Below are 14,715 nucleotides of genomic sequence, written 5' to 3' on the forward strand. Positions count from 1 at the left end.
CATCTGCCATTTATTGAAAGGTTTTATTGTCATGTTGAAAAAGCTCATTGCCTGCCTGTTAGCGACCACCGCACTACAGGGTGCCCTTGCGGCACAACTGCCCGAAGTAACCGTCTATAAGGATCCTGATTGCGGCTGCTGCACCGAGTGGGTCAAGCACATGCAAGAGTCCGGTTTTCAGGTGAAGCAGGTCAATACCCGAGCCATGGACGTGGAACGGCAACGGTTTGGGGTACCCCCACATTTGGCTAGTTGCCATACCGCGAAAGTTGGCGGCTACACCGTGGAAGGTCATGTGCCCGCCTCCGCCGTCAAGAAAATGCTGGCCGAAAAGCCGTCGGTAGGAGGCCTGACCATTCCGGGCATGCCGGCCAATGCCCCAGGCATGGGGCCGCACATCGTGGGAACGCTCAAGGTATATACCTTGCCCAAAGCGGGTGAGTCGTCGCGCCTCTACTCGGTCGAATAGCGCCGATTCCCGAAAGTGCGGATGGGGGAATTTTGGCAATGCACCCATGTGAATGGCCGTATTCGCCGACATGGGTGCCAGTCTGCTGGTGGTGGGTAACGGCGTGCGCATCCTGCGGTGGACTTCCGGTAAAGACTTTCGCTGATACAATCCCGCCCATGCGCCGCTGGCTCTCTATCCTTCTTCTCGTATTTCTGCCGTTCCAGTTCTCCTGGGCGGCGGTGGCCGGCTATTGCCAGCACGAGACCGGAGCGGCAGCACAGCACTTCGGTCATCATGACCACCAGCATCAGGCCGCTGCCGATCAGGATGGCACGCCGGATGCCAAAACCTTGGGTGGCGGCATCGACGGCGATTGCGTCGCCTGTCATGCGAGTTGTGCCGCGGCGATTTTCAGCACGGCCTCCTTGCCGGCTTCAAGCAGCGCGTCCTTTGCGATTCCCTGGCTACCGGGAAATCTGACCGCGCCGCCTCTCGCTCACCCCGAACGCCCCAACTGGTCCGTCCTCGCCTAATCGGCGGGGTGGATAGCACTTTTCTGCGCTTCTCCCTTGCGGCTGTGGTGGACTGATCCGCCCTGACGCATTGCGACGCTTCCCGGTCGCACCTCGCCGATTCCCCGTGTGTCTTTTTATCACTGGAGAATTGGATGTCTCGAAGCAAATCGGTTTCACGAACTACCTTTTTACCGGCCCGCCTACTCGTGGCCGGGCTGTGCTCGCTCGCTGCGCTAGCGACCGGCGACTTATGGGCGCAATCGACGCCAGCCCCCGCTGGTGCCTTGATTACCCTGTCGCAAGCCTTTGAGGCTGCTTGGGCACGGCAACCCGAAGCGCAATCCCTCGATCTGCGGCGCGATGCTGCCGAAGCGCATCGGCAGGTTGCCGGCAGTTGGACGGCCCAACCACCTTCGCTGGATTTGTCTGGCAAGACCGACCAACTGAGCAAGAATCAAGGCAGCCGCGAATACGCGGTGGGCGTCGCCTTGCCGCTGTGGCTACCCGGCGAACGCTCTCGTCAGGGCGCCTTGGCCGACGCCGAATCCAAAGCCGTGGATAGCCGGGTGACGGCCGCGCAACTGCGCACTGCCGCCGCCGTGCGTGATGCCTGGTGGAACTGGCAGCGGGCACGTGGCGAACAGTCGCTGGCCCGCGAACGCATGGTCAGCGCGCAAAAACTGGCAGAAGATGTCCGTCGCCGAACCAAGGCCGGCGACCTGGCCCGCTCGGACCAGCATCAGGCCGATGGCGCGGCGGCAAGCGCCGAGGTTGCGCTGGCGGAAAGTGGCAGCCTGCTGGCTGCCAGCATTCAACATCTGCGCGCCTTGATCGGCAAGCTGCCGGATGAGACAGCAGCCGACGGACCGGAAACCCCGCCGGCGGTGCCTGCCGACTTCACCGCCCTGGATGCGACCCACCCGGCGGTCGTCGAACTGTTCGACCGGGCCGAAGTCGCTCGCCGCAGTGCCGATCTGGCCAGCGTGCAGACCAGGAACAATCCCGAACTGTTGTTGGCCACTACCCGCGAGCGGGGCGCTTTCGGCGACGACTATCAGCAGACCGTCACGCTCGGCGTACGCATCCCGTTTGGTTCGGATAGCCGCAATCGCGCCAAGCTCGGGCTGGCCCGTGCCGAAGCCCTCGAAACCGAGGGGCTGCTTCGCCTCGAACGCGAGCGCCTGGCAGCCGACCTGGAAGCGGCGCGGGTGCGCGTCGAATCGGGTCGCACGCAACTGGCGGCCGCCGAGAAACGCGCCCAACTGGCGCGCGAGTCGCGGGGCTTTTTCGACAAGTCCTTCCGCCTGGGCGAAAGCGATCTGCCGACCCGCTTGCGTATCGAACTCGAAGCCGTCGAAGCCGAACGGCAAAACGCCCGCGCCCGGATTGAGCTGGCCGCTGCGATCTCCGCCCTGCGCCAGGCGCTGGGCCTGCTCCCCGAACAAAAATGAGGAACCCGAACATGAGAACAACAAACACGCTGGCCGCTGTGGGATGGGCCGCCTGGATCGCCCTGGCGGCCCCACTGGCCTGGGCCGGTGACGGGCACGACCATGGCGAGGCGCCAGCATCATCGGCCGGTCCCGCCTCGCCGCGTTTTGCGGCAACGTCCGAAACCTTTGAACTGGTCGGCGTCGTCAATGGCAAGCAACTGACGCTCTATCTCGACCGCTATGCCGACGGCAGCCCGGTCAAGGATGCCCAGCTCGAACTGGAACTGGGTGGCGTCAAAGTCCCCGTCGAACCGCATGCCGAGGGGGAGTTCGAGGCGACGCTGGCGCAGGAACTCAAACCGGGGGTCGTGTCGGTCGCGGCGACCGTCATCGCCGGCGAGGAAACCGACTTGCTGGCTGGCGAACTCGACGTCCACGAAGAGGCACATGACGAAACGACCGCCCACACCCATGGCTGGAAAGAATATGCCCTGTGGGCCGGTGCCGCCGGCGGGGCGCTGCTGCTCCTTGCCGCTCTATTGCGCCGCCTGCGCGCTTCCCGCAACCCGCGTTTCGGAGGTGCCGCATGAAGCCCCGTCTGTTATTTAGCGCCCTATGTCTTTCCTTCTTGTTTTCCTCAACCTTGGTGCTGGCCGGTGATGGCCATGACCACGGCGACGCCTCGCCCGCTGCCAGCGGCAATGGCCCCAAGCGCCAGCCGGACGGCAGCGTCTTCCTGCCCAAACCGGCGCAACGCCAGATCGGTGTTCGCACCCTGCTGGTTGAGCTAGGTGAACTGCCCCGCACCCATGAGCTGGCCGGCAAGGTGGTCATGGACCCGAATGCCGGCGGCAAAGTGCAGGCCATCGTCGCCGGCCGTGTCACGCCGGGGCCACGCGGTCTGCCATTGCCCGGTCAGCCGGTCAAGAAAGGCGAGGTGCTGGCTTACGTCACGCCGGAAGTCGGCGGCAACAGCCGCTCCCTGGCGGAAAGTCGCCTGCGCCGCCTGCGCGAACTGGCCGACACCGTGCCGCGCAAGGTCATCGAGGAAGCGGAAGCCGCCGTCGCCAACGAACAACTGGTGGCGCCGGTCAGCGGCGTTATCGCGTCGGCCAACGTCGTCTCCGGTCAGGTGCTCGAAGCCCGCGAAACCCTGTTCGAGATCGTCAATCCGGAACGCATGCTGATCGAGGCGCTGGCTTTCGATATGGCCATCGCCAGCGATGTCGCCGGGGCCTTTGTCGCCGTTGGTGAGCAGAAGCTGCCGCTGCGCCTGGTCGGCGTCGCCCGCAGCCTGCGTGAGCAAGCACTGCCGCTGACCTTCCGGGGTGAAGGCGGCGCTTTGGCGGCGTTGGCCGTCGGCCAGCCGGTTCGGGTCTTCGTGCAGACGCGCAGCACGGTGCCGGGCATCCGGGTGCCGGCAGCGGCGCTGATGAAGAACCCGGCTAACCAGAGCATCGTCTGGGTCAAGACGGCACCGGAACGCTTTGAGCCGCGCACGGTAAGCGTCGAGCCGCTGGACGGCACCCACGTGGCGGTGACCAGCGGTCTGAAAGCCGGGGATCGGGTTGCCGTCCGCGCTGCGACCCTGATCAACCAGGTCCGGTAAAGGGATGACGATGGAACCTATTCTCGACTCCACCCTGACCTGCCCGATTTGCGGACTATCAGAAAAACTGCACATGCCGACCGATGCCTGCTTGTTCTTCCATGAATGCTCAGGTTGCAAATCATTACTCCGACCCAAACCGGGTGACTGTTGCGTCTTTTGCAGTTATGGCAACGTGCCATGTCCGCCGATTCAGCAGCAATCGGATTGCTGCACACGACGGGAGCGCTAAATCATGTTCAAGTGGCTTCTCGATAACAGCCTTGCCAACCGTCTGCTGGTCATCATCGCCAGCCTGGTGCTGATGGCCTATGGGGCATTCACCCTCTCCCGCACGCCGGTGGACGTGTTTCCTGACCTCAACAAACCAACGGTCACCATCATGACCGAATCCGGTGGCATGGCCGCCGAGGAAGTGGAGCAACTGATCACCTTCCCGCTGGAAACGACCATGAACGGTCTGCCCGGTGTGGAAAGCGTGCGGTCGGTGTCCAGTGCCGGCCTCTCTTTCATTTATGTGACCTTCAACTGGAAAACAGAGATTTTCCGGGCCAGGCAGATGGTGTCTGAACGTCTGTCCTCAATGGAGGAAGGGCTGCCAGCGGGCGTCACGCCGCGCATGGGGCCAATCAGTTCGATCATGGGCGAAATCATGCAGATCGCCATTCCCATCGACACGGCGAAGATTTCGCCGATGCAGGTGCGCGAATACGCCGACTGGGTGCTGCGTCCGCGTCTGATGGCAATCGCCGGCGTGGCGCAGGTCATTCCCATCGGCGGCGAGGTGCGGCAGTTCCAGGTGCAGCCGAACACGACCCGCATGGCGGAACTGGGCATCTCGCACGAGCAGTTGACCGGGGCGCTCAAGGGCTACTCGGCCAACACCTCCGGCGGCTTCCTTGAACTCAACGGGCGCGAATACCTGATTCGCCATCTCGGCCGCACGTCGCGTCTGGACGACCTGAAGAACCTGGCGCTGACGGCCCGCCACGGTCAACCCGTTTTATTGCGGCAAATCGCCGACGTGACCTTCGCACCGGCCATCAAGCGGGGCGATGCCGGTTTCGAGGGCAAACCGGCGGTGATTCTGGGCATCCAGAAGCAGCCGACGGCGGACACCATCCATCTGACCCGGAGCATCGAGGCCGCAGTGGAGGATCTGAAGAAATCGCTGCCGGCCGGCATGGAGGCGCCCAAGGTAACTTTCCGTCAGGCGAGTTTCATCGAGTCGTCGATCAGCACGCTGCAAGGCAAGCTGATCGGGGCATCGGTCTTCGTCGCAGTCATCCTGTTCTTCTTTCTGGGCACCTTGCGCCCGACGGTGATCGCCCTAACCGCTATCCCGGTGTCGATTTTCATGACGGCGCTGGTCTTCGACTATTTCGGTCTGTCGATCAACACCATGACGCTGGGTGGTCTGGCCATCGCCATTGGCGGGCTGGTCGATGACGCCGTGGTCGGCGTCGAGAACGTGCTGCGACGGCTGAAGGAAGACCGGGCCAAGCACCACGATCACCGGATGCATCCGATCGAGCTGGTGGCCCATGCGACGATGGAAGTGCGTTCGGCCATCCTCTACGCAACGATCATCATCGTGCTGGTTTTCCTGCCGCTCTTCGCGCTGCCCGGTATGGAAGGGCGCTTGTTCGTGCCGCTCGGTATCGCTTTCATCGTTTCGACGCTGGCCTCGCTGGTGGTGTCGGTGACGGTGGCGCCGGTCCTGTCCTTCTACCTGCTGCCACGCATGAAGTCGCTCGATCATGGCGACACGAAACTGCTGGCCTGGCTGAAAGCCAGCTATGGCCGCAGTTTGCAGACGGTGCTCAACCACCCCAAAGCGGCGTTGGCGGCCGGTGCCGTCGCCATTTTGGTGGCAGCGGCAGCCGTGCCCTTTTTTCCCAAGACTTTCCTGCCACCCTTCAACGAGGGAACGTTGCTGATCGGCATGCGCCTCAACCCCGGCGTCACGCTGGCCGAGTCGTCGGCTCTGGCACAACAGGCCGAGGTACTGGTCAAGGCGGTGCCGGAAGTCGTGCACGTCGGGCGACGCAGCGGCCGGGCGGAACTGGATGAGCATGCGGAAGGCGTCCATGTCAGCGAACTGGATGTCGGCCTGAAGCCAGCATCCGAAATGACGCGCTCAATGGGCGAAATCTCGGCCGATATTCGCGCCCGCCTGATCAACCTGCCCGCGGCGATTGCCATCGGCCAGCCCATCTCGCACCGGATCGACCACATGCTGTCCGGCGTGCGTTCGCAGATCGCCATCAAGATTTTTGGCGATGACCTCGACACGCTGCGCGGTCAGGCCGATGCGCTGCGCGGCAGGCTGGCCGGTATTCCCGGCATCGCCGATCTGGAAATCGAGAAGCAGGTGCTGGCGCCGCAGATCAAGGTCAGCGTCAACTATGCGACGGCCGCGCAATACGGCGTGCCGACGCCACAGATTCTGGCGACCCTGCAAAGCCTGGTCGAAGGCGAAAAAGTAACGCAGGTGGTCGAGGGCGGCCGGCGCTTTGCGCTGGTCGTGCGCCTGCCCGAGTCGTCCCGCTCGTTGCAAGGGCTGGGGCAGATATTGCTGGAAACACCTGGCGGGCCGATTCCCTTGTCAAAAATCGCCACCATCGAGGATGGCGACGGGCCGAATCAGGTCAGCCGCGATGACGGCAAGCGGCGTATCGTGCTTTCAGCCAACGCGCAAGGTAGGGCGCTGTCCGAGATCGTCGAGGACATCCGCAAGGTGGTCGGCGACAGCAAACTGCCTGAAGGATACTTCATCACCCTGGGCGGACAGTTCCAGGCGCAGGAAGAGGCTTCGCGGCTGGTTGGCCTGCTCTCCATCGTCTCGCTGGTGCTGATGTTTGTGGTGCTGTTCAGTCGCTACAAGTCAGTTGTGTTATCGGCGATGATCATGGCCAACATTCCGCTGGCGCTGGTTGGCGCAGTGTTCGGCTTGTGGATTTCCGGGCAGCCGCTGTCGGTCGCCGCGCTGGTCGGTTTCATCACGCTGGCCGGCATCTCGGTGCGTAACGGCATCCTCAAAGTCAGCCACTACATCAACCTGATGCGCATGGAAGGCGAGAATTTCGACCACAAGATGGTCCTGCGCGGCTCGCTGGAACGTCTCGCGCCGGTCTTGATGACGGCGCTGGTCACCGCCTTTGCGCTGGCGCCATTGTTGTTCGAGGCCGAGCGACCGGGCACGGAAATCCTGCATCCGGTAGCGGTGGTCATTTTCTCGGGCCTGATCAGTTCAACCCTGCTCGATACCTTCCTAACGCCTGTCATGTTCTGGCTGTTTGGCCGCAATGATGTGGAACGTCTGATGGCCGACCGCGATGCCGGTGCGCTTTAATTATTTCTCAACGAAAGGAAAAACCATGAAACCGATTCATCTTTTCGCCGCTGTTACCCTCTCCATATCCGGCCTTGCCTTCGCCGCCGGTGGCCACGAGCATGGGCACGAACACAAACCGCTCCACGGTGGCGTCGTCAGCGAGGTCAAGGATATGGATTACGAACTGGTTGCCAAGCCGGATTTGATCCAGTTGCATTTGCGCGATCATGGCAAGCCGGTGGATGTCTCAAAATCCAACGCCAAACTGACCATCCTCGTCGGCACCGACAAACAGGAAGTGGAGTTGAAACCGGCGGGCCAGCAACTGGAGGCCGCAGGCAGTTTCAAATTTGCCAACAGCAAGATTGTGGCCTTGGTATCCGTCCCCGGCAAAGCCCCGGCAACCGTTCGCTTCGTGTTGAAGTAGAAGGGAGGTCGCATGTCTGCGATCACAAAAATTCTCGCCACATGTTTTCTGGGCGTGACGCTTTCCGGTTGTGCTGGGCATACTCATCGACTGGTATCGGAGAACGACTCGCTATCCGTCACTGGCTCCTTTAGCCACGAAGGCACACAAGCGCCGGTCATGGTTTTGGAACTCGAAGGAGCGCGATATGAGGGGCGGGGATTTGTGATTCAGCATTCTCAAGACCTCACAAAATTACGTAAATTGTTTGGCCCAGGCAAACATTACGACCGAATTACCAGCGGCATGGACAGCGATCACATAAAGAATTCGGCTTCGCCGATACTACGTTCCCAAAGTGGGGAAACAATTCTATGCCTGCTGGCTTGGAGTTCAGGCCAAAGTCCAGCCGGGGTTTGCACGAAGTCTGATGGAAAGCAGATTGATGTTCGTTTCGACTGATTCTGGGTAAGCATGCTTCGGGAAGCATAAAAAACCAAAAAGGCGACAAGCCTATGGCTTTTCTTGCTTCCCAAATAGCGAATGTTCGTTGTGTGCCGTCTTGGTGTCATTTTGAGCTATACCCCAAACGGATGTCAGGGTAGGCCGCTCAAAGAAGTCCAGATAGAGTCAAATATTCAATTTATTGGCACCTGCCACGACAGGGCATAGATTTTTAGCTGACCGAATTCGCTCGGGAAAGGAGTTTAACGGGTCAAAGTGTCGGCTATGTCCGGTTCGGGATATTTCGAAGCGAGGATGAAAGGCAAGATCACTGTGCACCGGTAGGGGTCGCAAGATTACACAAATGTAATTTATAGGTCAGCATCCCGTTGGGCAACGCTCCGTACCATCAGTGTCTATTGATCTGAACTCGGTGAACTTGCCCCAATGAATTGCTCTCCGCCAACGCCAAAATTGCGCGCCGGGACCGGCTTCCTGCTGGTGGCCTTGCTGGCCGCCCCATTTGGTTTCGCTCAGGCGGAAACCCTGCGCGATGTGTTTGAAAAAACATGGGCCAATTCCCCGCAGGGAAAAACGGTCGTGGCGAAACGCGAAGAAGCGAACGCCAGCCGAACCGTTGCTGAATCCTTGTTTCCCGGCACCCCTAGGATAGGCCTAGCACAGCGCACGGACCGCTGGAACGACAATCTCGGCAAAGAAGAAAGCGAAATCGGAATTTCCGTTCCGCTCTGGCTACCCGGTCAAAAATCAGCCCGGATAGCCGTTGCCGAGGCCGATAGCGACGAGAGTCAGCGTAGCATTTCCGCCACCCGGTTGGCCGTCGCTGGTGAATTGCGGACGGCCCTATGGACGCTCTATCTGGCGCAAAGCGAAGCGGCGGTTGCCGGTGAACGTCTGGATGCGGCGGCCAAACTGGAAGCTGATGTGGCCAGGCGGGTCAAGGTCGGTGAAATGGCCCGCTCCGATCTGCTTCTCGTCAAACAGGAAACGAGCAGCGCCCGGGCCGCCGCGGCCGAAGCGAACGCACGTGTGGTACGCAGCACGCAGCGCTACCGGGTCCTGACCGGCAGCGACCGCTTGCCGGACAATCCGCAAGAGTCGGTCATGGCGGCAGCCGCTGACGATATTCATCCCCGCCTGGCGGCCGGGCAGGCCATTGCCGAGCGTGCCCGTGCCGGCATGAAACTGGCCCAAGAGTCGCGCCGCGATTCGCCCAGCATCGGCGTGCAATATCGCCGGGAGCGCGATGCCTCCGGCGCCACTCCACGCGACAGTGTCGGCTTCGCCATCACCATTCCCTTCGCTGGCGAGGTGCGTAATGCGCCCTTGGTTGCCAGCGCCAACACGGCGCTGATCCAGGCCGATGCCCAGTATCAGCGGTTACTGGCCGACGTCGAAGCCGAAGTGAGGGAGGCTGAGGCGCAACTCGATTCGGCCCGTATCGGTGCCGAACTGGCGGTCGAACGCGAGCAAGCCGCCGCCGAGCGGCTGACCCTGATGCGCCGTTCTTTCGAACTGGGTGAAACCGCGCTCGTCGAGTTGCTGCGCGCCCAGACCCAGGCGACCGAAGCCCGCATTGAATTGGGCCGCAGCCGCGCCCGCCTGTCGGCCGCTCAGGCCAATCTGAATCAAGCCCGAGGAATTACACCGTGATCGACAAGCCATTCATCCTGAGTTGGGCAGCCCTAAAAGCCTTTATTGCAGCCATCCTGCTGGCGCTGTCCATGCCGCTCCTCGCCCATGAAGGCCATGACCACGGAGCCCCCGCCAAGCCGGCCGATGTCAACTTGGCACCACGTTTCGAACTGCGCAGCGAAGACCTTGAACTGGTCGGTGTGCTCGCTGGCAAGGACCTGATCATCTATCTCGACCGCGCCGCCGACAACGCACCCATTCCCGGGGCACAAATCGAAATCGAGGGACAGGGGATCAAAGGGATCGCCACCGAGATGGCGGGTGGGGTCTACCAATTATCGGCCTCCTCCCTGACGCAAGCTGGCAAATACCCGCTGACCATCACCGTCCAGGCGGGCGAAATTGTCGATCTGCTTTCCGCCAGCCTGGAAGTTGGCGAAGTAGCAGCCGCCTTGACTGAAGCCGGACACCCTGATCGCAACTGGTGGCTCTACGCCGGAACTCCGCTGTTGCTGCTGGCCGGGGGCCTGATCGTGCGTCGCCTGCGTCGCCAACCGCAACATGGAATTCACTCAGCATGACCGATATCAAGAATCTTACCCGCTACGCCCTGGCTCTGCTCGTGGGCAGCACCCTGGCTGTTCAGGTCTCCGCCCATGGCGGCGAGGACCATGGCGATGAGCAAAAAGCTCCAGTTGCACCGGCACCGGTCGCTGCAGTCGACGCCCAAGGCCAGGTGACGTTCAACGAGCCGGCCTTGCGCTTGCCGGACGGCAGCGTCTTTGTCCCGAAATCGGCCCAACGGCAGTTGAGCCTCCGCACACGGACCGCACTCAAGGGAGAATTCCCGCGCACGGTCGAACTCAATGGCCGCATCGTCGCCGATCCCAATGCCGGCGGCCGGGTGCAGACTTTCCAGAGCGGGCGGATCGAGGCCGGCCCGAACGGGCTGGCCGTGCTTGGTCAACAGGTCAGCAAAGGGCAAATTCTGGCCTGGCTGCAACCGGCTGCAACAGCCCTCGAACGCGGTACTCAGCAGTCGGCCCTGGCCGAATTGGCTGCGCAGGAAAGCGTTCTCGAACGCCGGCTGGCGCGGCTCCAGCAACTGGAAGGCAGCGTCCCGCAGAAAGACATCGAGCAGGCGGAGATCGAACTCGCCGCGTTCAAGAAACGTAAAAATGCGGTGGGTGGCAGCCTCGGCCGCGAAGCCCTGGTCGCACCGGTGAGCGGCGTGGTCAGTGCGGCCAACGTCGCGGTCGGCCAAGTGGTCGATGCGCAGGCGGTGGTCTTCGAGGTCATCGATCCGAAGCGGCTGGCGGTCGAGGCCATGGCCTACGACCCGCTGTTGCTCGACGGACTGACCAAGGCCAGCGCCCCGATTGCCGGCGGCGTCCTCGACCTCGCCTTCGTCGGCTTGGGACGCACCTTGAAGGAACAGGCCATGCCGGTGCTGTTCCGGGTCGAAACGCCGAAAAATGGCGCCCTGCCCGCCGTCGCGGTCGGCCAAACCCTGAAGGTTCTGGCGCAAACCAAGGCCCGCCAAGCTGGTGTGGCGATTCCCGCCGCCGCCGTGGTGCGCAATGCGGCCAATGAATCGGTGGTCTGGGTGCATGAAAGCGCCGAGCGCTTTGTCTCGCGCAAAGTCAAGGCAGCGGCGCTGGACGGTCATTCGGTGGCCGTGACCGATGGCCTGACAGGCGGTGAACGCGTCGTCGTTCAGGGCGCTGCTTCCCTGGCGCAGATTCGCTAAGGGGACGCCGTGTTCGACTTCATAATCAATGCGAGTCTCAAGCAGCGCCTGATCGTACTGGGCGTTTCGCTCCTGCTGATCATCTACGGGGCGCTGACCGTGCGCCAGATGCCGGTGGACGTGTTCCCCGACCTCAACAAACCCATGGTCACGCTGATGACCGAAGCCGGCGGCATGGCCCCGGAAGAGGTCGAGCAACTGATCACCTTCCCGGTCGAATCGGCGATGAATGGCATGCCGGGCGTGACGCGGGTGCGCTCGGTGTCGGGCATCGGCCTGTCGGTGGTCTATGTCGAGTTCGAGTGGGGCAGCGAGATTTACCGCAACCGCCAGCAGATCGCTGAGCGACTCAACCTAGTGCGGGAGCAGTTGCCGCAGGGGATCGTGCCGCAGATGGGACCGATCTCTTCAATCATGGGCGAAATCCTGCTCATCGCCTTGCCGGCCGATCCGGACAAAGCCAGCCCGATGCAGGTGCGCGAATACGCCGACTGGGTTATGCGGCCGCGGCTATTGACCATCCCGGGCGTCGCCCAGGTCATCCCGATCGGCGGCCAGGTCAAGCAGTACCGCGTCGAACCCGATCTGGCCCGCTTGCAGGCGGTCGGCGTCACGCTCGCCGAACTCGAAGCGGCACTGAAGAACTTCGGCGGCAACACGGCCGGCGGCTTCGTCGATGCCGGCGGTCGTGAGTACCTGATCCGCAACATCGGCCGGACGACCCGGCTGGTCGATCTGCAGAACCAGCCGGTGGCGACGCGCAACGGCCAACCCATCCTGCTGCGCCAGGTGGCTGCCGTCACCTTTGCCGCCGGTGTCAAACGCGGCGACGCCAGCTTCAAGGGCAAGCCGGCCGTCATCCTTTCGGTGCAGAAGCAGCCGACGGCCGATTCGGTCGAATTGACCCGTGCCGTCGAACAGGCCATGGCCGAAATGGGCAAGAGCCTGCCGCAGGGAGTCGACACGCCGCAGTTCCTGTTCAAGCAGGCCAACTTCATCGAAGCCTCAGTGCGTAACGTCGAGGAAGCGCTGCGCGACGGGGCGATCATGGTCGCCGTCATCCTCTTCCTGTTCCTGGCCAATTTCCGCACCACCTTCATTTCGCTGACCGCCATCCCGGTCTCGCTGCTGGTCACGGCCCTGGTCTTCAGCTACTTCGGCCTGTCGATCAACACCATGACCCTGGGCGGCCTGGCCATCGCCATCGGCGAACTGGTCGACGATGCCGTGGTCGATGTCGAAAACGTCTTGCGCCGCCTGCGCGAAAACCGAACCTTACCCAATCCCCGGTCGGCGCTGGAAGTGATTGCCGCCGCCTCGAAGGAAGTCCGCTCCGGGGTCGTCTATGCGACCTTGATCGTCGTCCTGGTCTTCATCCCGCTGTTCGCTCTGCCGGGGATCGAGGGCCGGCTGTTCACGCCGCTCGGTGTCGCCTATATCGTGTCCATCCTGGCCAGTATGGCGGTGGCGATGACTATCACGCCGGTGCTCTGCTACTACCTGTTGCCGAAAATGAAGCATATCGACCACGGCGACAGCGCCCTGGTCAAGAAACTCAAGGCCTGGGACGAACGCCTGCTCAACTGGTCATTCGATCGCGCCCGTGCCTTGCTGATCGGCGCTGTCGCCGTCGTCGTCGTCGCGCTGGCCTCCATTCCCTTCTTCGCGAAATCCTTCCTGCCGCCATTCAATGAAGGCACGCTGACCGTCAATGTCGTGCTCAATCCCGGTTCCTCGCTGGCCGAATCGAACCAGATCGGCGCGCAGGCGGAAAACATCCTGCTCGCCGTGCCCGAAGTGACCGAAGTCGGCCGCCGCACCGGCCGCGCCGAACTGGACGAGCACGCCGAAGGCGTCCATTACTCTGAGATCGAGGTCGATCTGAAGGCCTCCGAGCGGGATCGGGAGGCGATCATCGCCGACATCCGCCAGCGTCTGGCCATCCTGCCTGCCGTGGTCAATGTCGGCCAGCCGATTTCCCACCGCCTCGACCATTTGCTGTCCGGCGTCCGAGCCCAGATCGCGCTAAAGATTTTTGGCGACGATCTGGATACCCTGCGCGGCCTGGCCGGCGACCTCAAGGAACGCCTGGCCAAAATTCCGGGCATCACCGACCTGCAGATCGAAAAGCAGGTGCTGATTCCGCAATACAAGATCCATCTCGATTACGATGCCGCCGCCCGCTACGGCGTGGCTTCCGGCGAATTGCTGCAACGCCTGGAACAACTGCTGGCCGGCGAGCGGGTCGGTCAGGTCATCGAAGGCAATCGTCGTTTCGACCTGACCCTGCGCCTGCCGGAAGAAGCGCGCGGCGAACGCGGCCTGGAAAACCTGCTGATCGAGACGCCGACCGGCCGCGTGCCGCTGTCGCTGCTCGCCCGCATCGAGGATGGCGAGGGTCCGAACCAGATCGGCCGGGAGAACACCCGGCGCCGCATTGTCATCTCGGCCAATACCGATGGTTCCGACATGAGCCGGATCATCGCCGACATCCGTGGCGAAATCGACAAAAAGCCCGTGCCGGAAGGCTATTTCACGCTGCTCGAAGGGCAGTTCCAGGCGCAGGAACAGGCGGCCAAGCTGATTGCGCTGCTCGCCGTCGTCTCGCTGACCATGATCTACCTGGTGCTCTACAGCCGCTACCGGTCGGCGGTGCTGACCGCCATCATCATGGGCAACGTGCCGCTCGCCCTGGTCGGCTCGGTCGTCGCGCTGTGGATTTCCGGCCAGCCGCTGTCGGTCGCCGCCCTGGTCGGCTTCATCACGCTGACCGGCATCGCCACCCGCAACGGCATCCTGAAGATCAGCCACTACATCAACCTGTGCGCATTCGAAGGCGAAGTGTTCGGGCGCAAGATGATCGTCCGCGGCTCGCTGGAGCGCCTGACCCCGGTGCTGATGACGGCGCTGGTCGCCGCCTTCGCGCTGACCCCGCTCATGCTTTCCGCCGACGCACCGGGCAAGGAAATCCTGCATCCGGTCGCCGTCGTGATTTTTGGCGGCCTGATCAGTTCGACCCTGCTCGATACCCTGCTGACCCCGGTCATGTTCTGGCTGTACGGCGAGAAGCCGCTGCAACGCCTGCTCGCCGAAAAGGCGCAAGAGTCTTTCTAA

Annotated in this window: 12 protein-coding genes; all 12 read left to right on the forward strand. The window is 62.5% G+C overall.

The window, feature by feature from the left end; all coding sequences use genetic code 11:
• The first annotated feature begins 31 nt into the window (after positions 1–31).
• The 12 genes from IPM73_10160 to IPM73_10215 all read left to right on the forward strand — a co-directional run bounded on the left by IPM73_10160 (position 32) and on the right by IPM73_10215 (position 14,715).
• On the forward strand, positions 32–469 hold the full coding sequence (locus IPM73_10160; protein ID MBK8918391.1) for a DUF411 domain-containing protein: 438 nt from the start codon (positions 32–34) through the stop codon (positions 467–469).
• A 158-nt stretch (positions 470–627) separates the two neighbouring features.
• Positions 628–984: a hypothetical protein gene (locus tag IPM73_10165; protein ID MBK8918392.1), complete on the forward strand. Its 357-nt coding sequence runs from the start codon at positions 628–630 to the stop codon at positions 982–984.
• Positions 985–1,118: 134 nt separating this feature from the next.
• Positions 1,119–2,417 carry a TolC family protein gene (locus tag IPM73_10170; GenBank protein ID MBK8918393.1) on the forward strand — a complete coding sequence of 433 codons (1,299 nt, stop codon included), beginning with the start codon at positions 1,119–1,121 and terminating at the stop codon, positions 2,415–2,417.
• 11 nt (positions 2,418–2,428) lie between these two features.
• Positions 2,429–2,989: a hypothetical protein gene (locus tag IPM73_10175; GenBank protein MBK8918394.1), complete on the forward strand. Its 561-nt coding sequence runs from the start codon at positions 2,429–2,431 to the stop codon at positions 2,987–2,989.
• Positions 2,986–4,008 (forward strand): HlyD family efflux transporter periplasmic adaptor subunit, encoded by a 1,023-nt coding sequence (locus IPM73_10180; protein ID MBK8918395.1) that lies wholly within the window; start codon positions 2,986–2,988, stop codon positions 4,006–4,008. The genes IPM73_10175 and IPM73_10180 overlap by 4 nt, the downstream gene beginning before the upstream one ends.
• Before the next feature lie 235 nt (positions 4,009–4,243).
• The gene (locus IPM73_10185; GenBank protein ID MBK8918396.1) at positions 4,244–7,363 is read left to right on the forward strand and encodes an efflux RND transporter permease subunit; all 3,120 of its coding nucleotides are present in this window, start codon (positions 4,244–4,246) and stop codon (positions 7,361–7,363) included.
• Positions 7,364–7,388: 25 nt separating this feature from the next.
• Positions 7,389–7,772 carry a hypothetical protein gene (locus IPM73_10190; GenBank protein ID MBK8918397.1) on the forward strand — a complete coding sequence of 128 codons (384 nt, stop codon included), beginning with the start codon at positions 7,389–7,391 and terminating at the stop codon, positions 7,770–7,772.
• A gap of 12 nt (positions 7,773–7,784) precedes the next feature.
• Positions 7,785–8,213, forward strand: a complete 429-nt coding sequence (locus IPM73_10195; GenBank protein MBK8918398.1) for a hypothetical protein — start codon at positions 7,785–7,787, stop codon at positions 8,211–8,213.
• 429 nt (positions 8,214–8,642) lie between these two features.
• Positions 8,643–9,869, forward strand: a complete 1,227-nt coding sequence (locus IPM73_10200; GenBank protein MBK8918399.1) for a TolC family protein — start codon at positions 8,643–8,645, stop codon at positions 9,867–9,869.
• Complete coding sequence (locus IPM73_10205) at positions 9,866–10,432, forward strand: hypothetical protein (GenBank protein MBK8918400.1); 567 nt, start codon at positions 9,866–9,868, stop codon at positions 10,430–10,432. Before IPM73_10200 ends, IPM73_10205 begins: the two co-directional genes overlap by 4 nt.
• Positions 10,429–11,601, forward strand: coding sequence for an HlyD family efflux transporter periplasmic adaptor subunit (locus IPM73_10210; protein ID MBK8918401.1), 1,173 nt, complete (start codon positions 10,429–10,431; stop codon positions 11,599–11,601). The genes IPM73_10205 and IPM73_10210 overlap by 4 nt, the downstream gene beginning before the upstream one ends.
• Before the next feature lie 9 nt (positions 11,602–11,610).
• Positions 11,611–14,715 carry an efflux RND transporter permease subunit gene (locus IPM73_10215; GenBank protein MBK8918402.1) on the forward strand — a complete coding sequence of 1,035 codons (3,105 nt, stop codon included), beginning with the start codon at positions 11,611–11,613 and terminating at the stop codon, positions 14,713–14,715.

It is taken from the genome of Betaproteobacteria bacterium (genome assembly GCA_016720065.1).
Lineage (GTDB): Bacteria > Pseudomonadota > Gammaproteobacteria > Burkholderiales > Rhodocyclaceae > SSSZ01.